Annotated in this window: 21 protein-coding genes; 6 read left to right on the forward strand and 15 right to left on the reverse strand. The window is 66.5% G+C overall.

Annotated elements, in window-relative coordinates; genetic code table 11:
- Positions 1 to 36: 36 nt before the first annotated feature.
- From I2H31_RS23325 to I2H31_RS23360, 8 genes are all read right to left on the reverse strand, one after another.
- Positions 37 to 975, reverse strand: coding sequence for an isoaspartyl peptidase/L-asparaginase family protein (locus I2H31_RS23325; RefSeq protein WP_196295473.1), 939 nt, complete (start codon positions 973 to 975; stop codon positions 37 to 39).
- Entirely contained in the window at positions 972 to 1,388 is a 417-nt protein-coding gene (locus tag I2H31_RS23330) for a hypothetical protein (protein ID WP_196295474.1), read from the reverse strand. The genes I2H31_RS23325 and I2H31_RS23330 overlap by 4 nt, the downstream gene beginning before the upstream one ends.
- Before the next feature lie 185 nt (positions 1,389 to 1,573).
- Positions 1,574 to 4,393: a S8 family peptidase gene (locus I2H31_RS23335; protein WP_196295475.1), complete on the reverse strand. Its 2,820-nt coding sequence runs from the start codon at positions 4,391 to 4,393 to the stop codon at positions 1,574 to 1,576.
- A 156-nt stretch (positions 4,394 to 4,549) separates the two neighbouring features.
- Positions 4,550 to 4,816 (reverse strand): hypothetical protein, encoded by a 267-nt coding sequence (locus tag I2H31_RS23340; protein ID WP_196295476.1) that lies wholly within the window; start codon positions 4,814 to 4,816, stop codon positions 4,550 to 4,552.
- 66 nt (positions 4,817 to 4,882) lie between these two features.
- Positions 4,883 to 5,170 carry a hypothetical protein gene (locus I2H31_RS23345; protein WP_196295477.1) on the reverse strand — a complete coding sequence of 96 codons (288 nt, stop codon included), beginning with the start codon at positions 5,168 to 5,170 and terminating at the stop codon, positions 4,883 to 4,885.
- A gap of 92 nt (positions 5,171 to 5,262) precedes the next feature.
- Entirely contained in the window at positions 5,263 to 5,811 is a 549-nt protein-coding gene (locus I2H31_RS23350; RefSeq protein ID WP_196295478.1) for a hypothetical protein, read from the reverse strand.
- Positions 5,812 to 5,843: 32 nt separating this feature from the next.
- Positions 5,844 to 6,599, reverse strand: coding sequence for a hypothetical protein (locus I2H31_RS23355; protein WP_196295479.1), 756 nt, complete (start codon positions 6,597 to 6,599; stop codon positions 5,844 to 5,846).
- Between the two features lie 148 nt (positions 6,600 to 6,747).
- A complete protein-coding gene (locus tag I2H31_RS23360) occupies positions 6,748 to 7,530 on the reverse strand; it encodes a DUF2490 domain-containing protein (RefSeq protein ID WP_196295480.1) in 783 nt (260 codons plus the stop codon).
- A gap of 81 nt (positions 7,531 to 7,611) precedes the next feature.
- Here I2H31_RS23360 and I2H31_RS23365 point away from each other — a divergent pair, with 81 nt between their 5' ends.
- Positions 7,612 to 9,717 (forward strand): TonB-dependent receptor family protein, encoded by a 2,106-nt coding sequence (locus I2H31_RS23365; RefSeq protein ID WP_196295481.1) that lies wholly within the window; start codon positions 7,612 to 7,614, stop codon positions 9,715 to 9,717.
- Between the two features lie 76 nt (positions 9,718 to 9,793).
- Here I2H31_RS23365 and I2H31_RS23370 read toward each other — a convergent pair whose 3' ends face one another.
- Both I2H31_RS23370 and I2H31_RS23375 read right to left on the reverse strand, forming a co-directional pair.
- Positions 9,794 to 10,072, reverse strand: a complete 279-nt coding sequence (locus I2H31_RS23370; RefSeq protein WP_196295482.1) for a hypothetical protein — start codon at positions 10,070 to 10,072, stop codon at positions 9,794 to 9,796.
- 30 nt (positions 10,073 to 10,102) lie between these two features.
- Positions 10,103 to 10,582 (reverse strand): hypothetical protein, encoded by a 480-nt coding sequence (locus tag I2H31_RS23375; protein WP_196295483.1) that lies wholly within the window; start codon positions 10,580 to 10,582, stop codon positions 10,103 to 10,105.
- A gap of 131 nt (positions 10,583 to 10,713) precedes the next feature.
- On the opposite strand from I2H31_RS23375, the gene I2H31_RS23380 reads away from it, so the two are divergent.
- The gene (locus I2H31_RS23380; protein ID WP_196295484.1) at positions 10,714 to 10,989 is read left to right on the forward strand and encodes a GNAT family N-acetyltransferase; all 276 of its coding nucleotides are present in this window, start codon (positions 10,714 to 10,716) and stop codon (positions 10,987 to 10,989) included.
- Between the two features lie 320 nt (positions 10,990 to 11,309).
- On the opposite strand, the gene I2H31_RS23385 is transcribed toward I2H31_RS23380, so the two are convergent.
- On the reverse strand, positions 11,310 to 13,649 hold the full coding sequence (locus tag I2H31_RS23385; RefSeq protein ID WP_196295485.1) for an endonuclease: 2,340 nt from the start codon (positions 13,647 to 13,649) through the stop codon (positions 11,310 to 11,312).
- Positions 13,650 to 13,827: 178 nt separating this feature from the next.
- On the opposite strand from I2H31_RS23385, the gene I2H31_RS23390 reads away from it, so the two are divergent.
- A complete protein-coding gene (locus tag I2H31_RS23390) occupies positions 13,828 to 14,133 on the forward strand; it encodes a rhodanese-like domain-containing protein (protein WP_196295486.1) in 306 nt (101 codons plus the stop codon).
- Between the two features lie 139 nt (positions 14,134 to 14,272).
- Here the strand turns inward: I2H31_RS23390 and I2H31_RS23395 are convergent, their stop codons facing one another.
- The 4 genes from I2H31_RS23395 to I2H31_RS23410 form a co-directional block, all read right to left on the reverse strand.
- Positions 14,273 to 16,216, reverse strand: coding sequence for a RecQ family ATP-dependent DNA helicase (locus I2H31_RS23395; protein ID WP_230688016.1), 1,944 nt, complete (start codon positions 16,214 to 16,216; stop codon positions 14,273 to 14,275).
- A 108-nt stretch (positions 16,217 to 16,324) separates the two neighbouring features.
- Positions 16,325 to 17,104: an MBL fold metallo-hydrolase gene (locus I2H31_RS23400; protein WP_196295487.1), complete on the reverse strand. Its 780-nt coding sequence runs from the start codon at positions 17,102 to 17,104 to the stop codon at positions 16,325 to 16,327.
- A 216-nt stretch (positions 17,105 to 17,320) separates the two neighbouring features.
- Complete coding sequence (locus I2H31_RS23405) at positions 17,321 to 18,040, reverse strand: LytR/AlgR family response regulator transcription factor (protein ID WP_196295488.1); 720 nt, start codon at positions 18,038 to 18,040, stop codon at positions 17,321 to 17,323.
- Entirely contained in the window at positions 18,037 to 19,056 is a 1,020-nt protein-coding gene (locus I2H31_RS23410) for a sensor histidine kinase (protein ID WP_196295489.1), read from the reverse strand. Before I2H31_RS23410 ends, I2H31_RS23405 begins: the two co-directional genes overlap by 4 nt.
- Before the next feature lie 327 nt (positions 19,057 to 19,383).
- On the opposite strand from I2H31_RS23410, the gene I2H31_RS23415 reads away from it, so the two are divergent.
- The 3 genes from I2H31_RS23415 to I2H31_RS23425 all read left to right on the forward strand — a co-directional run bounded on the left by I2H31_RS23415 (position 19,384) and on the right by I2H31_RS23425 (position 25,816).
- Positions 19,384 to 21,810, forward strand: coding sequence for an outer membrane beta-barrel family protein (locus I2H31_RS23415; RefSeq protein ID WP_196295490.1), 2,427 nt, complete (start codon positions 19,384 to 19,386; stop codon positions 21,808 to 21,810).
- Positions 21,811 to 21,887: 77 nt separating this feature from the next.
- On the forward strand, positions 21,888 to 23,225 hold the full coding sequence (locus tag I2H31_RS23420) for a S41 family peptidase (RefSeq protein WP_196295491.1): 1,338 nt from the start codon (positions 21,888 to 21,890) through the stop codon (positions 23,223 to 23,225).
- Positions 23,226 to 23,362: 137 nt separating this feature from the next.
- Positions 23,363 to 25,816 carry a TonB-dependent receptor gene (locus I2H31_RS23425; protein WP_196295492.1) on the forward strand — a complete coding sequence of 818 codons (2,454 nt, stop codon included), beginning with the start codon at positions 23,363 to 23,365 and terminating at the stop codon, positions 25,814 to 25,816.
- Positions 25,817 to 25,876: the final 60 nt, after the last annotated feature.

The raw sequence follows: 25,876 nt of genomic DNA on the forward strand, positions 1-25,876 counted from the left end.
CGGCCTCTCATCCCACTGGTAACTTCGGCGTCGTACTCAGCGGGTTTGGGGCGTTTGGGGCGGGGCTTCTTCGCGCCACATGGCCACCACGGGCTCGGCCTCGCCCACGCGGTAGGCGCGGCGCATCAGGTTGCAGTTGAATTCGAGGGCGATGTTGCCGTCTTTGTCGACGGCAATCATGCCTTTGTCGCCCTGCAGGTCGGCGGCGCGCAGCTCAATGGCTTGCTGGCAGGCGTCGACCAGGGGCGTTTTCGTCAGCTTCACCAGGGAAAAAACCTCGTGCGCCAGCGCACCGCGCATGATGACTTCGCCGTCGCCGGTGCACGACACCGCGCAGGCCTCGTTGCCGGCGTAAGTGCCGCCCCCAATCACCGGGCTGTCGCCCACGCGGCCCTTCAGCTGGCCCTCGATGCCGCCGGTGCTGGTGGCCACGGCCAAGTTGCCGGCCTGGTCTAGGGCCACGGCGCCCACGGTGTCGTGCATGGCCTCGGCGCCTTCTTTCTGAATGATTTCCAGCCATTGCTGGCGGGTTTTCTCGGTGAGGAAGTAGGAGGGCGGCTGCATAGCAAGGCCTTTTTCGAGGGCCAGCTCCACGGCGCCTTCGTCGGAGAGGCACACGTGGGGGCTGTCGTCCATCACCGCGCGGGCCAGGCTGATGGGGTTTTGCACGTAGCGCACGGCGCTCACGGCGCCCGCGTTCAGGGTGCGCCCGTCCATGATGGCGGCGTCCATTTTCACCTCGCCCTGCTGGGTGAGGCCGCTGCCGCGCCCGGCGTTGAAGTGCGGGTTGTCTTCGAGGCGGCGCACGGCGGTTTCCACGGCATCGAGGGCGGTGCCGCCGTCGTGCAGGATTTGCCAGCCGGCTTGCAGGGCGTCGCGCAGGCCTTCGCGTTGGATGTTTTCTTCTTCCGGGCTGAGCTCGCCGGGTTTCATCGTCACGGCGCCGCCGTGAATGACCAGGGCGTAGGGCTTCATGCGTGGCTGATGGGGGTGAGCTGCCAGAGTTGGCCGTTGCCGCCGCTCAGGCAGCGCAGGCGGTGGTAGCCGCGCAGCAGCTGGCCCCCGAAATTGAGCTGCAGCAGCCCTTTCAGGAGCAGGGTGCGCAGGTCGGGGGCCTGGTCGAGGTGCCGGGGCGCGAGCTGCACGGCGCCGGCTTCCACGCAGGCCGTGGCGTCGGGGGCCGGGGGCGTAGGCAGCAGCCACAGCAGCACGGGCTGCCGGGCCAGCTGCTTGAGGGCCACCGGAATCACCCACTGGGCCACGTTGCCGTGGGCGTCTTCCAACAGCAGCTGGTGGTAGGCGGGGGCCTCGGGCGACTGGCGCACCCGGAAGCTGGGTCCGGCGCAGGCCAACTGCGTCGCCTCAGCCGGAGAGGGTTGGGAATTCATGGGAAGGAGCGAAGGTGAACTACGTTCGCTCTCTAACGTACCCCGCCCACGTCGCAGGCAACCGATAAATACGGGTTTTTGCAGCTACTGACGGGTTTTTTGCTCCGTATTCTTACTGGTATGTCCGGATAAATACGGTCGCAACCTGCCACTAAAAGCGCTGATTCACCACCCGGTGCGGCATCCTACTGCACCACAATGGCCTTCGTCAGCACGCCGCTCGCCCCCAGAACCCGCAAGGTGTACACGCCCGGCGCCAGCCCCAGCAAGTTCAGATTGAGGTTCCGGCCGTTGGCCGGCTGGCGCCGCACTATTTGGCCCAGGGCATTGACAATCTGCGCGCTTTCCGCCCCGAATTGCGCCGGCAATTCTACTTGCAAAGGCCCCACGGTCGGGTTGGGGTACACGCTGAAACCGGCCACCGGGGCCGTTAGCCGGGTTGGTAGGATGGTGGCGTACACCTGCGCCGCTGCATCGGCGCTGGCTTGCAGTTGGGCCAGGGTGGGCGCCAGCAGCAGCGCGAAGGTCACCGTGGTCGAGTCGCCGGGGGCGAGCCGGGCCAGGCGCGTGCCCACCACCTGCGACACGTCGGCGCCAGCGGGCAGCCCGGCGGTGCGCTGGGCGGGCGCCGTGCCGCTGCTCAGCGTCAGGAATTTTTCGGCCGGCGAGAAGCCATCGGCCAGGCGCACGGCCGCGCCCATTGGCGCCCCGTTGTTAATGGAATACACGGCCGGCGTGCCGCCCCGCAGCAGCCGCAACCCGGCGTAGATGGCGGGGCCCATCTGGGGCGTGGGCGTGCCCAGCACGTAGCAGTAGCCCAGGGCCCGGGTGCTGTCCCAGGCCGCCGCGTTGCGGGCCGCGCCGTCGGGGTTGGGCAGGTCCCAATCGGTGAAAATGCCCGCGTACAGCGGCTTGAGGGTGTCCGGCGTGATGTTCTTGAGGGAATATTCCAGCAGCACGAAGTCGCGGCGGCCGGGCGTGGCCCAGGCGTAGGCGCGCTGGCGCACGGCTACGCCCACGCTGCGCACCCGCGGCGTGGTGCCCGGAACGGTGTCCCGGAAGGCGATGCGGGCTTCCTGGTCAGCGCGGGGGCCGGGCTCCTGGCGGGCAGCTTGCATGAGGCTGAAAAACGACTCGCGCGACAGCCGGCCGGTGCTGCGCAGCCGGTCCGATACCTGCGTGGGGGTGGTGGCCAGCAGCAGGCCGCCTTCGCTCAGCACGTTGCCGCTGCCGCGGTAGGTGAGGCCCGCGCCGACGGTGGCAGTGACGTCGTTGTATCCCAGGTTGCCGCGGCTGGTGAGGGTGACGGCCAGGTCGTTGGCGTTCAGCACCACGTAGTCGGGGTTTAGCAGCAGGTCCACGTACTGGTCGTACTGAAAGCCGCCGGCGGCCGTGAGGCGGTAGCGCAGCGTGGCCGTGGTGTTCAGGGGGATGCCGCTGGTGGCCACGGCCAGGCGGAAGGGCGCGGCGGCGTTGGTGGCGCGGGCCAGCGTGGCCAGGCTGCCCGCCGCAAAGCTGCCCTGCCGCACCGTGACGTAGGGCGAGAGCGAGGTGAGCGTGACCGTGAGGCCGGTCACCGGCTCCAGCAGGTTCTGCACGTCGGCCGTGAGGCGCAGGGTGTCGCCGGGCGCGTAGGCCGGGCGGGCCGGTGCAAACGTGCTGCTGATGACGCGGGCCTCGCGCAAATTGGCGCGCGTGAGGGCCTTGAGCACGTTGAGGCGGCCCGTGCCGAGGCGGCCCGCCCAGGCGGCGTTGGCGGGCAGGGCGTCGATGTTGTCGGTGGTTTGGCGCAGCCGGGCCATCACCTGCGCCGAGGTGTACTGCGGAAACACCTTGCGCACCAGCGCCGCCGCCGCCGCCGCCAGGGGCGAGGCAAACGAAGTGCCGCCCACGGCCGTGTAGTCGTCGTCGCGCCCGCCGTTGACGGTCACGATGCTCAGGCCCGGGGCCACCATGTCGACGCGGTGGTTGAAGGTGGCGCCCCCGCTTTTCTGGTCGGTGCTCTGCACGCCGCTCACCGACAGCACGTGGTCGTAGGAAGCGGGGTAAAACAGCACGTCGGTGTTGGAATTGCCGGCGGCGGCCACCACCACGGCGTCGCGGTTCACGGCGGCGTAGGTGATGACGTCCTGCTCGAAGCGCGAATAGCCGCCGATGGCGCCCCAGCTCATGTTGATGACCTGGCAGCCGTGGTCGGCGGCGTACACAATGGCCTCGTACCCGCCAAACGAACCCGTGGGCGTGTTCGGGTAGATGTTCAGCGGCATGAACCGGCACAGGTTGCCCAGCCCGGCCAGGCCCAGGTCGTTGCCCACGCGTGCCGCCGCCGCGCCGGCCACCTGCGAGCCGTGCAGAATGGTGGGGTCGTAGCCGGAGTCATTGTCGTTATTCGCAAAATCCCAGCCCGTGAAATTGTCCACGTAGCCGTCGTGGTCGTCGTCGAGGCCGTTGATGGGGTCGGCGTAGTTGTGCTTCACCTGCTGGCGCAGGTCTTCGTGGGTGAGGCGCACGCCGCCGTCGGTGATGGCGATGACGAGGCTGCTGTCGCCGCGGGTGATGTCCCAGGCGCGGTAGGCCTGGATTTGCTTGAGGTAGAACTGGCTGTTGGCGATGTCGGTGAGCGTGGAGTCAGCCAGCGGGTCGTTGGGCTGGTACAGCGGCTCGCGGATGTAGAGCGGCTCCACGTACTCCACGGCGCCGGTGGCCAGCAACGCAGCGCGGGCTTTGGCCACCGGCAGGCCGGCCGGAGCCGCAAACTGGTAGATGCCGCGCAGGTCCACGCTGCCGGGGCGCTCGGGGCTGGGGGCCTGGGTGTGGGGGAATTTCTGCTGCAGAGCGCCCGCGCCCAGCCGGTCCAGCACGGCCGTTAGCTGGGCCGGCATCTGGCCGGCGCGCATCTTCAGCACCAGCCGGCCAGCAATGGTGGGGGGCGTGGCGGCGGCCAGCAGCGGCCACGCCAGTCCAATTGCGAACAGGAATATGAATAGACGTAACGTGTTTTTCATCAGGCAGAAGGCTACGGAATGTGGGATACGTAAAGGTACCCTTTTACGAAGTTCCGGCCCGCCCGGCTTGCCCACGCTCCCGAAATAATTGCGCCGCCAACCGCGGCCTTGCTCAGAAATGAAAAAGCCCCGCTTCGGTGAGGAAGCGGGGCTTTTTCATTTCGCGGGTTTGAGGCGGGTGCCGTTGCTGTATTTATAGGGCTTGGGCGCTTTCACGGTTTTGGAGCGTTCGAGGCTGTGCGGCCGAAGCTCAATCACCGGCCGAATTTTTTGGCTTCGGAACTGGGTCTTGGCTGTTTTGCCGTGGCTGCTTTCGGAAGTATGGGAGAAGGCGCGCTTGGCTTTCACTTTGGGTTTGGCCTGCGCCTGAACGGAGCCAGCGGCAAACACGGTAAACAAGAGCAGGAGAAGTACTTGTTTCATGGCAGGGAAAGATGAATGAGTGAAAAAGTGAAACGGCCCGGCCGTGATGGCCGGAGACGGACCGGGCTAAAGCAGCCCGCGCACGTCGTCGCGCAACGCTTCAATACCGTGCCGGATTTTGGCAAGCACCCCGCTCTCGGCGTCGTCGGCTGGGGCCTGGCCCAGCTGCTCGGCCAGCAGGGCGCGCTTGGCTTCCAGGGCGTCGGCGTGTTCCAGGTAGGTGTTGGGCGAGCCGGCGGCCGTGGCGTGGGCGCGGTTGCGCAGGGTCTGAATCTTGGCGTCGAGCTCTTCGAGCGCCTGGCGCAGCTCGGCTTCGGAAAGTTGGGGTGCGCGCGGGTTGGTGGGAGTGGACATGGCGGGGGCGGGGCAGTGCAACGAAACGTAGGCTTTGTACTGCGATTGAGCCGGAAAAGATGCCCGCGCAGCGGCCAGCTCGCCAAAAAAGCTCAGAGCGCCCGGGGCAGGCCCAGCTCGCGGGCCAGCGGCGCGGCGCCCGACTGCCAGAGCGCGGCCAGCACGGCGTTGGCGGTGTCGGCCAACTCCAGGTGGTAGTCTTCGTGCAGCCGGGCGGTTTGTTTCAGGGCCTCCTGGGTGCGCTTGGTGAGGTGCTGCAGCAGCGGCTGGGTGGGGCCGTGCAGGCGGGCCGTCACCTCGGGCTGGTGCCGGAAGACGTTGGCCAGCAGGCGCCAGCTCAGCTCCACTTCGCCGAAGGTGTCGTCCGTAATCTTGGCGTGGTAGGCCAGCCGGGCCTGCAGCTGCCGCAGTATCACCAGCAGGTCGTTGGGAGTGGGGTGGTAGCCGCGCACGGGGTCGTCGACCTGGGCGCGCAGGGCGGCGCGGCGGGTTTCCAGCGCGTCGGGCCCTTCGAGGAGGCGAAAGGCCAGCTGCTCGGTCAGGACGGGGTCGAGGGCCACGAGGCGGGCCAGGAGCTGGTCTTTTTCTTTCTCGGGCAGGCTGAACAGGGCGCGGCGCAGGTCGGGCGGGAGGGCGGGCATGGCGCAAAAATACCGCCGGAAACCGGGCCGGATTACGCCCGCCCCGGCCGCCCCCGCCACACGGTGAGGACGCCCAGCAGCGCCAGTAGCAGCGCCGGGCCTCGCCACTCCGGGGCTTGGAGCAGCTCCCAGCTTTCCGCGAGTTGGGAAACGTCGGGCGCCCAATTCTCCGCGCTGCTCATGCGAACCCAGAGCGGGAGCGAAACCGGGGCTAGTGCCTCAGTTTCTGCTTTAGTTTCGGCGACTAAGGCGAGAGGACGAAACCAGGAGTCGCGCCAGTACCGCCGCTGAATGCCGCCATCGAACGCATAGAAAGTGGAGCCGGTGCGCGGGTGGTACACGTCGAGGAAGTACTTCTTGACGCCGTACCGGTTCATCAAATCGAGCACCAGCACCAGGGAAGCGTAGCGAGCCCGAGAGCCAAACCGGACGCGCAAGCCGTCGTGCAACGGCCGGGTTTGCCACCCTGCTGCCAGGTCGTTGATTTCTGCTTTGAGCTGGCGGGTGGCGAGTGTATCGAGCAGGCCACCCCCGCCAAACTCGACCGTCCGCCACTGGCGGAAATAGGGCAGTTGTGAGTAGCGCAGGTGCGGCCCGCCGTACTGCATCTTGCCCCATAAAAAGTCGGAATCCGGCCGGGGCGGCATGGTCAGCTGCATTACGCTGCGCCGCTTCAGCTGCTCCGGGTGCCCGCCCAGCAACGCGCACCCCAGGCACAGCAGCCCCGCCAGTGCCAGCAGGCCCGGCGGCAACAGCAGCTGGCGGCGATGACGGCGGGGGAGGTGCATGGCTGGGCAGTAGCGCAAACTTTGGCTACGCCGACCTTCGGTTGTAGTTCGCGTGGCAGAACGATGCCAGTGGCGCGTGGACGCGAACTACAACCGAAGGTCGGCGTAGCCAAAGTTCGCGCTACTCCCAACGCCCGCCGGCTGTCGTTTATTCTATCAGCGTCAAATTGTAGGTCACCCCCAGCCGGAAGCCATTGTTGAACTCGAACACCGGAAACCGGGTGGCCGGGTCGGGGTCGTAGTGCTGGGTAATCTGATTCAGGAACTGCAGCTCGATGCGAAAATCCTCACTGAACTGATAGCCCACGCCCGCCGCCACGCGGTTTTGGTTGAAGACGTTGGCGGTGATGTCGCGGCCGAAGTTGAGGAACACCTCGTCGAAGGCCGTGAAGTACCATTCGTGGTCGTCGAGGGTGGGGCCCTGCAGCGGAAACTCGCCCGCCAGCTGGTAGCGAATGCGGTTCTGGCGCTGCCACACGGCCTCGTTGTTTAGAGGGCCGCTGGCGCCGGGCACCCCAATCCAGCGCTGCTCCAGGCGCAGGCGGTGGCTGAGGGCGAGCCGGCCCAGGGTGTCGGCCAGGGTCACGTCTTCGTAAAAGCGTTTTTCGGGGTAGGTGCCGGCGTCGGCCGTGGGGTGGTTGCCGTAGGGGTGGGTGCTGAGGAAGGTGTAGCCGCCGCCCAGCCGGAGGCGCGGCAGCACCTGGTAGCCCGCGTCGGCCCGCAGCAGCGCCTGCTGCCAGCCGGTGATGAACCCCGTGCGGCGGGCCTGGTACTCGGTGTGCACCGTGAGGCGCGGGCCCAGCCGGTGGTCGCCCTCGTACACGTACCAGCCAATGCGGTTGAAGTCGTCGATGCGGTTGGCCTGCTGGCCCGCTGCTGCCCGCGAGAACAAGCAACCCGCCGCGACCAAAAGGGGTAAAAACGATTTCATGCGGCAAGATGCGCCCAAATGCGCGGACGCTCGCTGGGCCGGCGGCTCACCACCCGGCAGCCGGGCAGCCGGGCAATTACCATGACCACAATCCGACGCATTCCTTTGCTGCTGGCGCTGCTGCCCTGCGCTGCCCGCGCCCAGACCCCGCTCGATACCGCCCGCGCGGTGGCCCTGCCCGAAGCCACCGTTACGGGCTACGGCCAGCGCCTGCCGCTGCGCCGCACCGCCGCCGCCATCGGCGTGCTCGATGCCCGCACCCTCCAGCAGTTCAACCCCGCCGCCCTCACCCAGGCCGTGAACACGCTGCCCGGCGTGCGGCTGGAAGAGCGCGCCACGGCCAGCTACCGGCTCAGCATCCGGGGCAGCACGCTGCGCTCGCCGTTTGGGGTGCGCAACGTGAAGGTGTACTACAACGGCATCCCGTTCACGGAAGCCGGCGGCAGCACGCCGCTCAACCTGCTCGACCCGGCCATCATCGGGCGCTTAGAAGTGTTGAAAGGGCCGGCCGGCAGCGTGTACGGCGCCGGCACGGGCGGCGTGGCCCTGTTTGGCACGCCGGAGGTGGCGGCGGGCCGCAGCCGGGTGGCGGTGGGCGCCACCGTGGGCAGCTACGGGCTGCGCCGCGCCACCGCCACCGCCGAAACGGGCAGCGCCACCAGCAGCGTGCGGGCCCAATACGCCCACCAGGAACTGGACGGCTACCGGGTGCAAAGCGCGTTGCGGCGCGAGGTTTTCGCGCTGGACGTGCGCACAGTGGCCTCGCCCAAAACCACGCTGGCCGCCCACCTGCTCTACACCGACATCAACTACCAGCTGCCCGGCGGCCTCACCCGGGCGCAGTTTGAGGCCGACCCGCGGCAGGCGCGGCCGGGCACGGCCACGGCGCCCGGCACGGTGGCGCAGCAGGCGTTTTACGCCTCGCGCACCGGCCTGCTGGGGCTCACGCACGAGTACCGCTTCACCGATAAGCTGGAGCTGCAAACCACGCTGTACGGCAGCGGCACGGCCATTCGCACGCCGTATCTGGTCGATTATGAGCGCAACACGGGGCTGGGGCTGGGCGGCCGCTCGGCCCTGAGCTACCGCACGGCGCTGGCCGGGCGCGTGTTGCGGCTGCAGGGCGGCGGCGAGGTGCAGGCCGGCTTCACCAACGGGCGCAGCTACCAGAACAACGGCGGCACGCCCGGCGCGCTGCGCTACGACGACGAAATCACGACCACCACGGGCTTCGTGTTTGCCCAGGCCGACTACCAGCTGCCCGCCGATTTGCTGCTGACCGTGGCCGCCAGCTACAACCGGCTGCGCTACGGCATCGCCCGCGTGAGCAACGCGGCCGCCACCCCCAGTGGCTACGAGTTCAGCCGCGATTTCCGGCCGGAAGTATCGCCCCGCGTGGCCTTGCTGAAGGAATTTGGCTCCAATCTATCCGTGTACGCCAGCGTGAGCACGGGCTTCTCGCCGCCCACCATCGAAGAAATCCGGCCCTCCGACGCCAGCCTCAACGGCAGCCTGCAGGCCGAGCGGGGCACGAGCTACGAGGTGGGCACCCGCGGCAGCTGGCTAGCCAACCGGCTGCGCTACGAGCTCAACCTGTTCGATTTCGAGCTGCGCGAAACCATCGTCAGCAGCACCACCGAGCAAGGCATTGTCGTGTTTCGCAACACCGGCAGCACCCACCAGCGCGGCCTCGAAGCGGCCCTGAGCGGCTGGTTGTGGCAGGTAGCGCCCGCCGCTTCGGCCGCCGAGCCCGGCGCCCCCACTGGCCTGCGCGCCTGGGCCAGCTACGCCTACAACGACTTTCGCTTCGGCAGCTACCCCAGCGGTGGCGCGGACCTGCGCGGCAATCGCCTCACCGGCACTGCGCCGCACACCCTCAGCGCCGGGCTCGGTTTCAGCGAAGCCCACGGCTTTTATGTTAATCCCAACCTGAGCCACCAGGCCCGCGTGGTGCTCAACGATGCCAACACCGACACCGCGCCCGGCTACTGGGTATTTGGCGCGCGCGGCGGCTGGCGGCGCACGCTGCTGGGGCACCTGGAAACCAACATTTACGCCGGCCTCGACAACGCCACCGACCGGCGCTACAGCCTCGGCAACGACCTGAACGCTTTTGGCGGGCGCTACTTCCAGCCGGCGCCGGGCCGGGCCTGGTACGCGGGCGCGCAGGTGGGGTGGCGGTGGTAGCCAAAGGCAGACGCAAACAAAAAAGGCTTCCGTGTGCTAACGGAAGCCTTTTTCATGGCGCGAAGCGACGAAAGCCTTAGTTCGGGCCTTGCTCTTCGGGCAAGGTGAAGGCGCGGTCGCTGGGGTCGGTCAACTCTTTGGGCAGGTTTTCGTCCGAAGCGGGGGCGGGGCCGGGCTGGTTCATGGCCTGCGTGTCGGGCCGGAGCGAGTCGTCCATCTCATCGGATTTCTCCTGGCCCGACGCGTTGTTGTCGTCGAGCTGCTGGCCGTAGGTTTCGGCGTTGAGCATGGGCGTGGAAGCACCATCCTCAGCGTTGGGCTCTTCGTTGAAAGTGTTGGGGTTGTCGGGGGACATGGGACGGGCTAAAAAGGTGAAATCGGGGGGTTATTCTTCGTCGTTGGCCGGGCGTTTATCATCGGCGGGCTCCTGGCGGGTATTGTGCGAGCCGCCGCCGGCGTAGCGCGGGTCGTCCTGGGCCCAGGCGGCGCGCTGCACGTCGCTGTCGGCGTTCCGGGTGGCGCGCACGGCGGCCGGGTCCTGGTTTTGCTCCACGTGGCCGGGCTGGTCAGCAGGGTTGTCGGGGGCTTTTTGGGCGTCCTTCTCGCGGTCGCGGAATTCGCTGAACTCGTCGGGGTTGTCGTTCGAGCCGTCGCGGCCGGCGGGGGCTGCGCTATTGGTGGGCTGGGCGGCGTAGTTGGCCGCGAGGGGAGCCGAGGGGGCCACGCCGCCGAACTCGCCATAGTTGGGGCTGTCAGCGTTCAGAATGGGGTCGTTGGGGTTGGGTTGCGCGGCGGCGGCGCGGTCCTGCTGGTCCTGGGGGCGGTAATCGTTTTCCGGCGGCAGGGGAGGGTTTTGCGTATCCATGGGAAGTGAAGGGGGTAAGAGAGAAAAACCAACGGACCGGGCCCGTCTTCCCTTGTCTGTACGCAAACCAGCCGCCACCGTTCACCCCGGCCCGCAAGGCCGGCCATTTCCACCCAAAACCGTCAGTACGCATGTCCATTACCCACCACGCCGCCGACCAGGAATTCGTTACTATTCGCCAGGGCTACCAGGCCGAGCTGGCCTACGCCCGCCCCGCCAACGACGTCATCGACTTCACCCACACCTTCGTCGACGAGGGCCTGCGCGGCCAGGGCGTGGCCGAAGAGCTGGCCCGCGCCGGCCTCGACTTTGCCCGCAAAGAAGGCCTGAAAGTGAAAACCAGCTGCGTGTTCATGGCCGGCTTCGTGAAGCGCCACCGCGCCGAGTACGAAGACATCCTGGCCTAAGCCCCTGCCGCCCGGCCCCAAAGCCGCCTCAGAGGCCCTGCAAAAGAGCCGACGGCCCCCCGGCGCTGCCGGGAAGCCATGCAGCAGTGGCGAATGGCTTCCCGACGGCACCGACCGGCCCTGCAGCTCCCTTGCAAGGCCTCTCGGTGCCGTCGACCGGGCCTGCAGCTCCCTTGCAGGGCCGGTCAACGGCACCGAGAGGCCATATTGCTCAGCCGCCTGGCCGGTCGGCGCTACCGAACGCCCCGACTGCGCCGGACGGGGCACAAAAAAGCCCCCGGCCAGCTGGCCGGGGGCTTTTTTGTGCGGGTTGGGGCGGACTATTGCACCACCACGCGGCCGGTGTATTCCACCGCGTCGCAGGTCACGCGCACGGCGTAGAGACCGGCGGGCAGGCCGCGCAGGTCCACCTGCACGGCGTCGGTGGCACTGAGCTGGGCGGTGCGCTGGCGCACGGCGCGGCCCAGCATGTCCAGCACTTCCACGGTGGCGGGGCGGGCGGCGGGCACGCCGGGCAGGCGCAGCTGCACCGTTTCGGAGGCGGGGTTGGGATAGATTTCCAAGGCGTTGCGCAGCGTGGCCGCGGCGCGGCTGGCCGTGGGAATGAAGCAAGCCGCGCTCACGTAGGAACCCACGCCGGTGTAGTTGTCCACGCCGCCGGCGCTCCAGGTGCTGCTGCCGAAGGGGCCGTTCCAACGGCCGCCCTGGCTGGTGGTGGGCTGGCGCACGAGGGTGTTGTTGAGGGTCGAGCCGTTGGGCACCGTCCAGGCGCCGCCGGTGGGGTCCTGGCCAATCACGCCAATCACGTCCAGCGTATCGGTGCCGTCGAACAGGGCCACGGCGTCGTTGCCGTTGAAGAAGGCCACGTTGCTTTGCACATCGGCCTGAGCGGCCACGCCCGTGTCCACCACGCCGGTGTTGGCGATGACGTACACGTCACCCGGGGCGATGGTGCCCGTCAGGTTCAGCGTAGAGGTGGGGGTGGAGGTGCCGTTGGCGTAGAGCGCCACGCGCTTGCCGGCCAGGGGCATGGGGCTGGTGGTGGGGTTGTAAATCTCCAGCACCTTGGTGTTGGTGGCCGAGCCTTCCACGTACTGCGAGAAGTAGGGCTTGGTGCAGGGCGCGCCGGCCGGGGCCTGGTCGTCGTTGAGGATGGTGAGGGTGTGGCCATTGGGCTGGCCCACAATCACCGTGGCGTTGGAGGGTGTGCCCAGGCGCAGGCGCACCGTTTCGTTGGGCTCGAAGGTGGCGTCGCCGTTCACGGTGATGGTGATGGGCTGGGGCGGGGCCACGCCGCCAAAGGTGACGCTGGTGGTGTTGAGCACGTAGTCGGCGGGCGAAGCGGCCGTGCTGTTGGCCACGTCCACGCTCACGGGCACCGAGAAAGCGCCCGGCGAAGTGCCCGTAAACACCAGGTTCACGGTGTAGGTAGTGGTGCCGCTGTTGCCTTCGGTGATGCTGCCGTTGGCCGAAGCGAAGGCCACGGTGGGGGCCGGGCCGTCGTCATTCGTGATGGTGAGGGTGTGGCTGCCGGGCGAGCCCACGCTGTTGCCGGTGCTGGGGTTGGTGAGGGTGAGCACCACGGTTTCGTCGGCTTCGGGCTGGGTGTCGCCGTTCACCGTCACCGTCACCGTCTGCGACGTGGAGCCGGCCGGAAACGTCACCGTGGCCGGTGCGCTGAAGCTGAAGTCGGTGCCGCTGGTGGCGGTCGAGTTGGTGCCGTCCACGTTCACCTGCACCGTGGTGGCGGTGGTGGCAGCGGGCGCCAGGTTCACCGTGAAGGTGTAGGTGCTGGTGCCGCTGTTGCCTTCGGCGATGGTGCCGCTGGGGGTGGCGAAACTGAACACCGGGCCGGCCGGTGCCAGGCCCCAGGCCGTGGCCACGGTGCCGGGGTAGGTGATGTAGGGGTTGAAGTTGCCCTGGCTGGCGGCCACGCGGTTGTTGCGCTCAATCTCGTGGGCGTCCACCGGGTCGGCGAGGTGCCAGGCGTACAGCGTGTTGATGTCGGCCACCGAGTTGATGTCGCCGTGGCCGGTGGCGATGAGGGCCTGCTGCCCGCCGTGCATGGTGTAGAAGTAGAACACCGAGCGGGCCAGGTTGCCCTTGTGGTCTTCGCGGGGCTCAAACTGGGTGTTGGTGTCTTCGCTCCACTCGGCGATGTTGGCCGTGGGGATGGTGGCCTGGCTCACGAGGCCGCGCATCCAGGTCTGGGTGGTGGCGTCGGGGATTTCGGCAAACGGGTCGGAGCCGCGCAGGTTGTTCCAGGTGTCGTAGGTGGGGTAGAGGTGGTGCATGTCGGAGCGCATGCGCACCACTTCGCTGAACCACGACTGCGGCACGGTGTGCTCGCAGTTGATGCGGTTCACGGTGCCGGTGCTGGTGTTGGTGGCGCTGTAGGGCACCGTTTCCTGGTAGCCCGAGTACACGCAGGTCACCAGGTTGTTGTAGTTGTCGGCGTAGTTGTACATTTTGCCGCGGGCCGTGGCGTAGCTCAGCTCCACGCGCTTGCCGTCGTACCAGTTTTGGCGGTACCAGTCGCGCAGGGCCTGGCCGGAGAGGTTGGCGGGCGGTGCGGGCGGCATGGGGGGCACCGTCTGGGCCTGCAGCGCGGCCGGAACCAGCCCGAGCACCACGAGGCACGAAGTGAAAAAGTGTTTCATGAAAAAGGGACTTGGGGGCTTAGGAACGTGGGGACTTGGATGGGAATAAGAAACAGGGCATCAAAGGTAACCATTTGGCCGCACGCGCCGGCCGATTAGCCGGTTACGAAATCAAGAAACGTTCGGCTTACTTTCGTTCTCCCTTTCCCCTTTTTCACTTTTCCCCTCTTCCCTAACCATGGCCGATATCACCCCCGCCGAACTCCGCCAACGCCAGCAGGCCGGCGAAACCCCCACCCTCATCGACGTGCGCGAAACCTGGGAGCACGAAGAAGGCCGCATCCCCGGCGCCCAAAACATTCCCCTCGGCACCCTGCCCGACAAGCTCGACGACCTCGACGAGTGGAAAAACCAGGAGGTCATCGTGCACTGCAAAGGCGGCGGCCGCTCGGCTTCGGCCAAGGCCTTCCTCACCCAGCAGGGCTTCACCAACGTGCGCAACCTGCTGGGCGGCTACCAGGCATATTCGGCCGAAGGCAAATAGCGGATATCGAAACGCAAGAGCTAAAAAACGTCATGCTGAGCTTGTCGAAGCATCTCGCGTGCAAGAGTATTCCTTTTTGATTGGATTACTTCAGCACGCGAGATGCTTCGACAAGCTCAGCATGACGTTCTGTTTAAGGCTAACCAGCCGGCAGCACCAGCCGCCCATCGGCCGCATAGGCCAGCTCGCCCCGGTCCACCATTTCGCGCACGGCGGCCGTCACCGCTGCCGCATCCCGGGGCGGAAACGCCGCCAGCAGCTCCCGCGGCGACAGCGGCTGTTGCCGCACCTGCGCCAACACCGGCTCCCGCAGCGAAGGCGATTCGGCCGCAACCTGAGCCGCTTTTTTTTCGGCCAGGCAAATGTCGCACACGCCGCAGCGGGCCGGGTCGGTTTCGTCAAAATACGTGAGCAGCAGAATCTGGCGGCAGCGCGTGCCGCCCAGGTACTGGCCCACGGCGTTGGTTTTGGAACGGGCCAGGTCGCGGGCGGCCGTCATTTTCACCTGGTCGAGGGGCAGCTTGGGCGCGTCGTAGCGCGGCGTGGTGAACATCGCCTGCGGCGACTCCTGCCGCGGCTGGTAGTGCAGGATGCCCGCCGTGTGCAGGTAGCGCAGTTGCTGGCGCACCTCCACCACGCTGCGGCGCAAGTGCGTGGCCAGCGCATTCTCCGAAATGGTCTGGAAGTCGGAAAACAGCTCCCCGCCGTGCAGCCGCAGCAGGGCCTTTATCAGCAAGTCGTGCTGGGCGTTGGCTACCTGAAAGGCGTACAAATCCTGGTGGTTGAGTATCAGGTGCACCCGCGCCGGCTGGTTCACGGCCTCGTTGAGCTGCACAAAGCCTTCGCGCTGCAAAATCCGAAGCGAGTTGTGCGCGTCCACGGCCTTGATGCGGTAGGTTTCGGCAAACTGCTGGATGTCGAATTCAAACGCCGCCAACTCGCCCCCGCCCACCGCCGTGCGCGAGTAGTTGGCCAACGCCTGGTACACGCGCTTCACCGTATCGAGCGGCGGAAACGACTGATTGGTGCGGCGGCGCAGCTCGTCGGCGTCGTTGGGTCCGGCCAGCAGCACGGCGAAAGCGGTTTTTTCGTCGCGCCCGGCGCGCCCGGCTTCCTGGTAGTAGGCTTCCAGCGTGTCGGGCGCGTCGAGGTGGGCCACGAGGCGCACGTCGGGCTTGTCGATGCCCATGCCAAAGGCGTTGGTGGCCACGATGAGGCGGATTTTGTCGGCAATCCAGTCCTGCTGCACCTTCGTGCGCTTTTCCGCGGGCAAACCGGCGTGGTACGCCGCGGCCGGAAACCGGTGCTGCTGCAGAAACGCGGCCGTGTCTTCCGTCTGCCGCCGCGTGCGGGCGTACACGATGCCGGTTTTGCCGGGCCCCACGCCGCGCACCACTTCCAGCAGCCGGCGCAGCTTGTCTTCCGTGTGCAGCACCGAGTACGACAGTTTGGGCCGCGCAAAGCTCTGCCGAAACACCCGCGAGCCTTCCCGAAACTTCAGCTTCTCCACGATGTCGGCCTGCACCTGGGCCGTGGCCGTGGCCGTGAGGGCGATGACCGGCACATCCGGCGGCAGCTTCTCGCGCAGCTCCGCAATGCGCAGGTAGGGCGGCCGGAAATCGTAGCCCCACTGCGAGAGGCAGTGCGCCTCGTCCACGGCCAGCAGGCCCACGTTCATCTTCGCCACCCGCACCTGAAACAGGTCGGTGAGCAGCCGCTCGGGGCTCACGTACAGAAACTTCACGTGGCGGCCGTACACGCAGTTGTCCAGCGCGTGGTCGATTTCCTGGTGGCTCATGCCGGCGTAGATGGCTTCGGCCTTCAGCCCGCGCTTGCGCAGGTTGTCCACCTGGTCTTTCATCAGGGCAATGAGCGGCGACACCACGATGCAAATACCCGGCCGCGCCAGGGCCGGCACCTGGAAGCAGATGCTCTTGCCGCCGCCGGTGGGCAGCAGCGCCAGCGTGTCCTGCCCCGCCAGCACGGAGGTGATGATGTCCTCTTGCCCCGGCCGAAAGGACGTGTGCCCCCAGTGCTCACGCAGCAGGGCCAGGGGCGACATTTCGGTAGGAGGAGAGGGCATGCGGCGAAGATACAGCCGCCGAAAATCCAAACAGCGCCCGGGCTACGCAAAAGCGTCCTGCCAAGCCAGGGCCCAGCAGGACGCTTCGGTGGAGGGTGTTCGGGTGGCTTACTTGCCCGCCGGGTACCAGTTGCGCAGCCGCACGTCAATCTTTTTGTTGGCGGCAGTCACTTGCTTTTTAAAGCTGGCCACGTCGCTTAGGCCGTTCTGGCCCCGGTAGTGGTAGGGGTACACAATGCCGGGCTGGAAGGCCAGCACGCCCTGCGCGGCCTGGTTCACGTCCATGGTGTAGGGCAGGTTCATGCACACAAAGGCCACGTCGATGTTCTTGAGGGCGCGCATTTCGGCCGTGTCCTCGGTGTCGCCCGAGAGGTAGACGTTTTTGCCGCCCAGGGTCAGCACATAGCCGTTGCCGCGGCCTTTGGGGTGGGGCGCGTCGGCCGCTTCGGGCAGGTTGTACATCGGAATGGCCGCCACGCGCAGGCCCAGCGTGTCGAGCTTCTGGCCGTTGCCGAGGACGCGCACCTGCGCTTTGTACTCAGCCGGCAGCTTTTCGGCCACGGCTTTGGGCACCACCATCAGCGCTTTGCCCACGGAAAGGCCCGCCAGCGTTTTCGGGTCCAGGTGGTCGCCGTGAATGTCGGTGATGAGGATGACGTCGGGCGCGGCCAGCCCGGCGTAGGCCTCAGCGCCGCCGTAGGGGTCCACGTAAATGGTTTTGCCGCCCCAGGTCAGCACCACGCTGCCGTGGGTGATGGGCTGCAGCGTGAGCGGGCCTTTCTTGGTGGCAATCTGGTCGGCGGCCGCGCGCGGAGCCGCGGCGGTTTGGGCCTGCGCCTGCACCGAGAAGGCAGCCAGCGCGGCCGCAAGGAAAAGGGTGAATTTCATCTGAATAGAACTTGTTGAGGTGAAGGTATCGGCGGGTTTATCGGGCAGCGCCGGCTCACTGCCGGGGCCGCCCACCATAAACTGTGACCATAACCCCGATGCCCCGCACAAGTTCAGGCCGGCGAACCAACGGGCGCGTAGCCGCGCTCTGTACTTGTCCGGCCGCCGACGCACGCATCCGCTCGGCCCATTGGCAGGAGTGCCAAGCTCCCTGCATCAGTCCGTTTGCAGGAAGTTGCGGTCGATGAATTCCTTAAAGTGTTTGCGGTAAGAGTCGCTGATGGGCAGAAAACGCTCGCCAACCTGCACCTTGTCTTTGTGAATGGCCTGAATGCCTTCCAGGCTGACGATGAACGACTGGTGGATGCGCACGAACTGCTCGGCGGGCAGTTGCTGCTCCAGCACCTTGAGCCGCTGCAAACTCACAATTTTCTGGTCGCGGGTGTGGATGGCCACGTAGTCGCGCAGGCCTTCGACATAGAGAATATCGACCCAGCGCACCTTGACCAGCTTCACGCCGTCTTTCACGAACAGGAATGGGGAGCTGCTCCGCCCCGCGGCCACTTCCGGCTCGGCGAGGTGTGCGCGGGCCCGCACTTTTTCCACGGCGCGCAGAAAGCGCTCCAGCGTGAAGGGCTTGAGCAGGTAGTCGACCGTGTCGAACTCGTAGCTTTCCAGCGCATACCGGGAATACGCCGTGGTGAGGACCACCAGCGGCTTGCGCGGCAGCAGGCGCAGCAGCTCCAGGCCGGTGAGGTCGGGCATCTGCACGTCGAGAAACAGCACGTCGACGGGCACGGCGCGCAGTACTTCCATGGCCTCCAGGGCGCTGGCGCAGGTGGCCTGCACGTGCAGGTATGGCACTTTTTTGATGAACTCCACCAGCAGCTCGCGGGCCAGGGGTTCGTCGTCGAGAATCAGGCAGGTGAGTTTCATGAGAGCGCCAAACGCAGGTGAACCCGGTACTCCTCGGGCAGTTCGTCAATCTGCAGCGAGTGGCGGCCGGGGTAGCTCAGGGCCAGGCGGCGGCGCACGTTCTGCAGGCCCGCGCCGGAGTATTTTTTCGGCGGCGACAGCGTGGCCGGCCGGCTGTTGGTCACCGTGTAGTCGCAGCGGCTGCCCTCCAGCTCCACCCGCACGCGCACCCAGCCGTTGCCGTGGGTGGCCAGGCCGTGCTTGAACGCATTTTCAAGGAAGCTTACCAAAATGAGCGGCGCGATTTGCTGCGCGGCCACTGGGCCGGCCACCTCGAAGGCAATGGCGTTGGGGTTGTTCAGGCGCAGCTGTTCCAGGCTGATGTAGTTCTGCATGTACTCCAGCTCCTCGCTCAGGGCCACTTCGGGGTGGTTGGAGTCGTAAATCATGTAGCGCATCATCTGGCCCAGCCGGGCAATGCCCTCCGGCGTGTGCGGCGACTGCATGTAGGCCAGGTACTGCAGGTTGTTGAGGGTATTGAACAGAAAGTGCGGGTTGATTTGGGCCTTGAGCAGCTGCAGCTCGGCCGTGAGCTGGGCGTTTTCCAGCGTCTTGGCTCTGGCTTCCAGCTCGAACCAGCCCACTGCAAATCGCAGCATGCTGACGAACGCCGCGATGAAGAGCATGCTGACGCCCAGCCCCAGCACGTAGAGGGGCGAGTATAGATAATCGGGCGACACATTGGCCGGGGCAAAGTGCCAGAGCACGTACACCCGCAGCGCCAGGGCCGGCAGGAAGGCCGCCGCAAATTCGAGCAGGTAGCGGCCGGTGCGCTGGTGGCGCAGCCAGCGCGGCAGTAGCCCGAAGTAGTTGAAATACACCAGCGGCAAGTAGAGCACGATGGACAGCCCCGTGTATCCCACCGAAGCCAGCCAGCTGTACTCGGCCCGAAACTGGTAGACGTACCACGAGAAGTACAGCCCCCAAAACGAGACGTGCAGCAGCACGACCCGGTGGCGGCGGAGAAAGTCAAGCATAAGCGGCAAGGAGCAAGAAGTCGCTTAAAAGTACCGGCTGAGCGCAGGGCTTCGGCGCACCCGGCCCAATTATTCGACAGGTGGGCGGGGATATTCGACACGTTGCGCAACGCCGGAAACCTGCCCGAGCAGCCCGGATGTCGAATAAATCCGGGCAGGTGTCGAACGCCGTCCCGCCGCGGCAAACGATGGGTTTCTTTTGCCAGCAACCTGCCCAGCAGCCCGTTCCGGCTCTCCTCCGGCCGCCGCAGGCAACGCCGTTCTTGCCCGGAGAGCAACCCACCAGCCTACGGCCGCCTGGCCTATCGTATGCCTGTTCCTACTTCTTTGCTCACGAAAGCGCTGTTGCTGCTGCTCCTGCTCGGGGCCGGGCAGCGCCTGTGCCAGGCCCAAACCACCGGCTCTTTCACCGGGCTGGTCACCGACGAAAAAGCCCAGGCTCTGCCCTTCGCCAACGCCGTGCTGGTGCGCGCCGCCGATTCGGCCTTCGTGGCGGGCGGCGTGGCCGACGGCAGCGGGCGGTTTGCGCTGTCCGCGCCGGCCTCGGGCACCTACCGGCTGCGCGTGACGGCGCTGGGCTACCGCCGCTGGCAATCCGGACCCATCGGTGTGGCAGCCCCCGGCCAGGGTCACGATTTTGGCACTGTCCAATTGCGACCCGAAGCCCAGGCGCTGAAAGAAGTGGTGGTGCAGGGAATGAAGCCGACCATTGAGCAGCATGCCGACCGGCTGGTGGTGAACGTGGAAGGCACGGCCCTGGCGGCCGGCAACACCGCCTACGATGTGCTGGCCCGGGCGCCGGGCGTGTTCATCGACCCCGATGGCGCCATTCAGCTCAACGGCAAGGCGGGCGCGCAGGTCATGCTCGACGGCAAGCTCACCTACCTCTCGGCCAAGGAGCTGCAAAGCCTGCTGCAATCCATGGCGGCCGATAACCTCAAAACCCTGGAACTCATCACCTCGCCCTCGGCCAAGTACGACGCTGCTGGCACGGGCGGGCTGATAAACATTACGCTGAAGAAAAACACCGTGAGCGGCCTCAACGGCAGCGTGAACGCGGGCGCGCAGTACAACGGCCTGGCGGGCTACTCCACGGGCGGCACGCTGAACTACAAGCGCGGCGCCTGGAATTCCTTTGGCAACCTGGACTTTTCGCGCCGGCCCACGCTGCGGACGCTGGCTTTCACGCGGGTGTTTTCGGACGTCAGCCAGGGGCTGCTGTTCGACCAGACCGGGCGGGAAGAAGGTTTCCGCAACTCGCCCGCGCTGCGCCTGGGCACCGACTGGGCCGTGCGGCCCGGCCACACGCTGGGCGGCATGCTGTACGTGGTGCGCGCCGACCAGGCCCGCGACCTGGGCACCGCCACCAGCCTGCGCTCCGACCAGGCGGCCACCAATCAATTCATCGACGCCCTCACCCGCACCACCTCCGAGCTGCGCAGCCACACCGCCAACCTGCACTACCTCGGCCAGCTCGATACGGCCGGCACCACGCTGGCCCTCGACCTGAATTATGTCAACCTCAACAGCGCGGTCGGCAACACCTTCGCCAACCACATTCGGCGGGAAACCGGTGCGGTGCGCGACCAACTGCTGACCAGCGACAACCCGGTGAACTACGACATCTACGCCGCCAAGCTGGACCTGGTGCGGCCCCTGACGCGAGCCACCAAGCTGGAAGCTGGCGCCAAAATCAGCCAGGTAGTTTCGGATAATGACCTGCGGTTTTTTACCGTGGTGGCCGAGAAGTCCTTGCCCGACCTGGGCCGTACCAACCATTTTATTTATCAGGAAAACATCTACGCGGCCTACGCAACCGTGACGCACACGCTGTCCGAGCGTTGGAGCGTGGAAGCGGGCCTGCGCGCCGAGCAGACCCACAGCCAGGGCACCTCCCGCACGCTCAGCCAAACGAACGAGCGCCGCTACCTCAACCTGTTCCCCAGCCTGTTTGTGCAGCAAACGGTGTCGCCACAGTATCAAATCAGTTACCAGTGCAACCGCCGCATCGACCGGCCCCGCTACGAGGAGCTGAACCCCTTCGTGATTTTTCTGGACCCGTACTCGGTGGTGAAGGGGAACCCGAATCTACGGCCCCAATACACTACCTCCCTGCAGGTGGTGCAAACCTGGAAGTCGCAGTATAATCTGACGGTGGGCTACGCCAACACCCGGGATTACATGGCTCAGATTCCGCTGCAGAATACCCGCGACACGCTCACCGTGTTTCAGCAGCAGAACCTCAGCCGGTTTGAAACCTTCAACGCCACGCTTTCGGCGCCGTGGCGCCTGATGGCCAAGTGGCAAACCACCAACGTGCTGACCGGCACCTACGAGCGGGTGAGCACCGAGCTGAACGGACAGGGCGTGCGCAACGGCCGCCTGAGCCTCTTCGCCCAAACCACCCACACCGTGCAGCTACCGGCCAAACTGCGCCTCGAAGTGAACGGCAGCTACGTGGGGCCCGGCATCTACGGCGTGTACCGGGTGCGGGGCATTGCGTGGGTCGACACAGGTTTGAAACGCGCCTTTGCCAAAGACCAGCTGGAGGCCAGCCTGAGCGTGACGGACGTGTTTCGCTCCCGCCAAATCGGGGGCGTGTACCGCCAGGCGGGCAACCTCAACGAATTCGCGCAGTACCGCGGCGAGCAGGCCGTGCGCCTGAGCGTGCGCTACAAGTTTGCCCGGGGCGAAAAGTTCGACACCAAGCGCCGCGCCAGCGACCTCGACGAAGTAAACCGCGCCGGCCGGTAGGCGGCGGTTGTCGCAAGGCATCTATTCGCCTCATCATTTGGTCTTTCCTGATTACCTCACCTCTTTTTCTGCATCAAATGAACCGCTTTCTTTTGCCCCGGCTGCTCCTGCTGGCGGTTGCGCTCGGGGCAGCCCCGCCCGGCCATGCGCAGGTTTCGCTCACGCCCGCTCAGTGGCGGCAAGACCTGCAGGTGGTACTGGACTCGTTCCTGTTGCGCGATAAAACCTTTAGTCCTGCCGCCGCGGCCCGGTTCCGCACCCGCGTCACCAACCTGCGCGACTCGGCAGCGCTGAAGACTTCGCCGCAGCTGCTGGTGGGTTTGGCGGCGGCCGTGGCGTCGAGCGGCAATGCTCATACCCGGCTCTACCTGCTGCGCAACCGCAGCGTACTGCGCCGCTACCCCGTGCGGCTGTGGTGGTTTGCCGATGGCCTGTACGTGGTCAAGACCACGCCCGAGCACGCGGCCCTACTGGGAGCCAAAGTCGGGCGGCTGGCCGGCCAGCCGCCCGACGCCCTGCGCCGGCGGGTGGCGCCGCTCTACGCCGGCAGCGCGGGCTGGAAGGACTACATGAGCACCTACACGCTTACCAGCCCCGAGATTCTGCAAGGGCTGGGCCTGGCGGGTGCCGATGGAAATACACCTCTGGAAGTGCGCACCCGCGCTGGCAAGCGCCTCACGACCCAACTGCTGCCGCTGCCGCTCACGCCTTCGCGCCAGCCCCTGGAAGCGTGGTGGGACCTGATGCCGGGCCATCCGGGCCGCGGCGCCACCTGGCAGAGCGCCCTGCCCAACGACTCGACCCAGTTGCCGCTCTACCTGTGCCGGCCGCAGCGCTACTACTGGCAGCACTACCTGCCGGCCGAGAAGCTCCTGTATGTGCAGTACAACCGCGCCGGCAACCAGCCCGGCACCGAAACCTTTGAGGCCTTCGGGGCCCAGGTGCTGGCCGAGTTGCGGGCCCGCCCCGTGGCCAAAGCCGTGGTAGACCTGCGCCTCAACACCGGCGGCAACCTGCAGGTGGCGCAGGCGTTTTTCGGGCAGCTGGCCGCTGTGGCTAAGGAACGCGGGGCCGGGCTGTACGTCGTGACCGGGCCGGCCACGTTTTCGGCGGGCCTGTTTCACGCGGCGCAGCTGCGGCAGGCGGGGGCCGTGGTGGTGGGCGCACCGGTGGGCGACTCGCTGGATTTTTGGGCCGAAGGCGGCAACCTGACCTTGCCCAACTCGGGCCTGGATTTGCACTACGCCGACCGGTTTCATGGCTACTCGCCCGCGCCGCACCCCGAGCTGGCGCCTTACCTGTACCTGGATTTGGCGGTGCCGGACCTCACGCCCCGCCTCCGGGCCGAGCTGACCGGCCGGGAATATTTCGCCGGGCGCGACCCTGCCCTGGTCGCCATTATTCGTCAAAAATAACCGGACGCCGCCCGGCCAAATGGCTCCGGCCCTTCCCCCACTTGTCTCCCGCAGTAGACGGCTTCGCTGTATCAGCGCCGGCTCCTGCGAGTGTCCTTGCCTTGCCCACCTTTTCTGCTTTTCTGAACCTTATTTTCATGCTAAAGTCCTCTTTTCTGCACCTTCTTCCGGCCCCATCCCGTTGCGGGCTGCTTCTCATCTTACTGCCGGTGGCGCAGGGGACCCAGGCTCAAGCCCCGGCGGGCGTGCGCGGCGCCGTGCAAACCCCGGCCGGCTTGCCGGTGGAGTACGCCACGGTGACCCTGCACCGGGCGGCGGACTCTACCGTGGTCAAAACCGAGTTTAGCGACGACAAGGGCGCATTTCAGTTTGAGTCGGCGCCAGCGGGGCGCTACGTGGTGTCGGCGGCCCAGGTGGGGTTCGACCGGCGGTGGTCGCCGCCGTTTGAAGCCGGCCGGGCGGTGGTGGAGCTGCCGGTGTTGCAGCTGGCTACCAGCGCGGCCACGCAGCTGCAGGAGGTGACGGTGGTGGGCAAGCCGCCGCTGTACGAGCGCGAAGCCGACCGCACCATCGTGAACGTGGAAGGCTCGACGCTGGCGGCCGGCAACACCAGCCTGGACGTGCTGCGCCGCGCCCCCGGCGTGAGCGTGGACGCCAACGACAACCTGGCCCTGCGTGGCAAGCAAGGCCTGCTGGTGCTCATCGACGGCAAGCGCCAGCCCATGAGCGGCGCCGAGCTGGCCGACTACCTGCGCGCCCTGCCGGCGGAGCAGCTCAAAAACATCGAGCTGATAACCAACCCGCCCGCCAAGTACGACGCCCAGGGCGGCGCGGGCATCATTGCGATTAACCTGAAGAAGGACCAGCGCCAGGGCACCAACGGCACGGTGAACGGCAGCTACAGCTACAGCCCCTACAGCAAGTACACCGGCGGGCTGAGTCTGAACCACCGCCACCAGAAACTCAACCTGTTCGGTTCTTATAACTACGGCGACCGCACCGGCGTGACGGACCTGGTGATTCACCGCAACTTTTACCGGGCCACCACCGACGGCAGCCAGCTGGCGGCGCAATCGGACCAGGACAACCACCTGCCCAACAACGTGCGCGTGCAAAGCTGGAAGGCCGGCATGGACTACTACCTGTCGAAGCGCACGACCCTGGGCGTGCTGGGCAACGGCGCCACCAACCGGGCCGTGGTGAACGGCCTGAACGCGGCCGTGGTGCGCGACCTGACCCAAGGCACCACGGAAGCCTACTACTCCACCAACTACTCGAACCGCTACCTGACCAACGCCACCGCCAACCTGAACCTGCGCCACGTGTTCGACGATTCGGTGGGCACGCGCGAGCTCAGCGCCGACCTGGACTACGGCCACTACACCGCCGACCGCGACAACCTGCTGAAGACGTACACACTACAGGATGCGCCGCTGGACCAGAACAGCAGCCTCCAGGGCGGCGGCATCACGCTGCGCTCGGCCAAGGTGGACTACAGCCAGCCCCTCGGCCCACAGGTCCGCCTGGAAGCCGGCGCGAAAATCAGCCAGGTGAGCACCGACAACGACCTGCGCTTTTTCACGAACCAGCAGTTCGACTTCGGCCGCTCCAACCGGTTTCAATACGAGGAAAACATCCAGGCCGCCTACTTCACCCTCACCCGCACGCGGCCCGGCCTCACGCTCACGGCGGGCCTGCGCGCCGAGCACACCACCACCGTGGGCCGGCAGGAGCGCGAAGTGGAGTTCAAGGATTTCACCCGGCGCTACCTGCAGCTGTTTCCCAGCGTGGCCCTCAAGCGCACCTTCTCGGAGCAGCACGAAACGAGCTTTGCGCTCAGCCGGCGCATCGACCGGCCCACGTACACGCAGCTGAACCCCTTCCGCGCCATCACCGACCGCACCACCTTTGCCAGCGGCAACCCCGCGCTGCTGCCCCAAACCAGCTACAACGCCGACCTGACCCATACCTTCCGGCAGAAATACAGCCTGACCCTGAGCTATAGCCTGACCAGCCGCCCCATCGTCAGCGTGTTCGAGCTCGAAACCGACAGCACGGTGCTGTCCACCGTGCGCAACCTCGGCCAGCAGCACTACCTCGGCCTCACCCTCACGGCCCCCGTGGAGGTGGCCAAGTGGTGGACGGTGTACGCCAACGCCGTGGTGTACGTCAACCGGTTCACCGGCGAGCTGGCCGGCACCAACCTCAACCGCAGCGGCCTCACGCTAGAGGCAACCATGAACCACTCCTTCACCTTCGGCAAGGGGTGGAGCGCGGAGCTGAACGGCCGCTACGACTCGCGCTTCGTGTACGGCTTTCTGGTGCAATACCCCATCGGCGAAGTCGCGGCCGGGGTACAAAAAGCCATTTTGGACGGCAAAGCCACCCTCAAGCTGAGCGGCGCCGACCTGTTCTACACGCAGGTTTCCCGCGTGACATCTACCTACAACGACTATTCGGAAACCTTCCGGCAGCGCCGCGACTCGCGCCTGGTCACGCTCTCCTTTTCCTACCGCTTCGGCAACAGCAAAGTCACCCCCACGCGCCGCCGCACGGGCGGCGCTGAGGACGAAAAGCGCCGGGCCGGCTAGTAGCTCATTTCATCAGCATGCCCAAAGCAGTTGCCAAAAAAGCTGCTGCCGCGCAGCCTG

This window comes from Hymenobacter ruricola, assembly GCF_015694525.1.
Lineage (GTDB): Bacteria > Bacteroidota > Bacteroidia > Cytophagales > Hymenobacteraceae > Hymenobacter > Hymenobacter ruricola.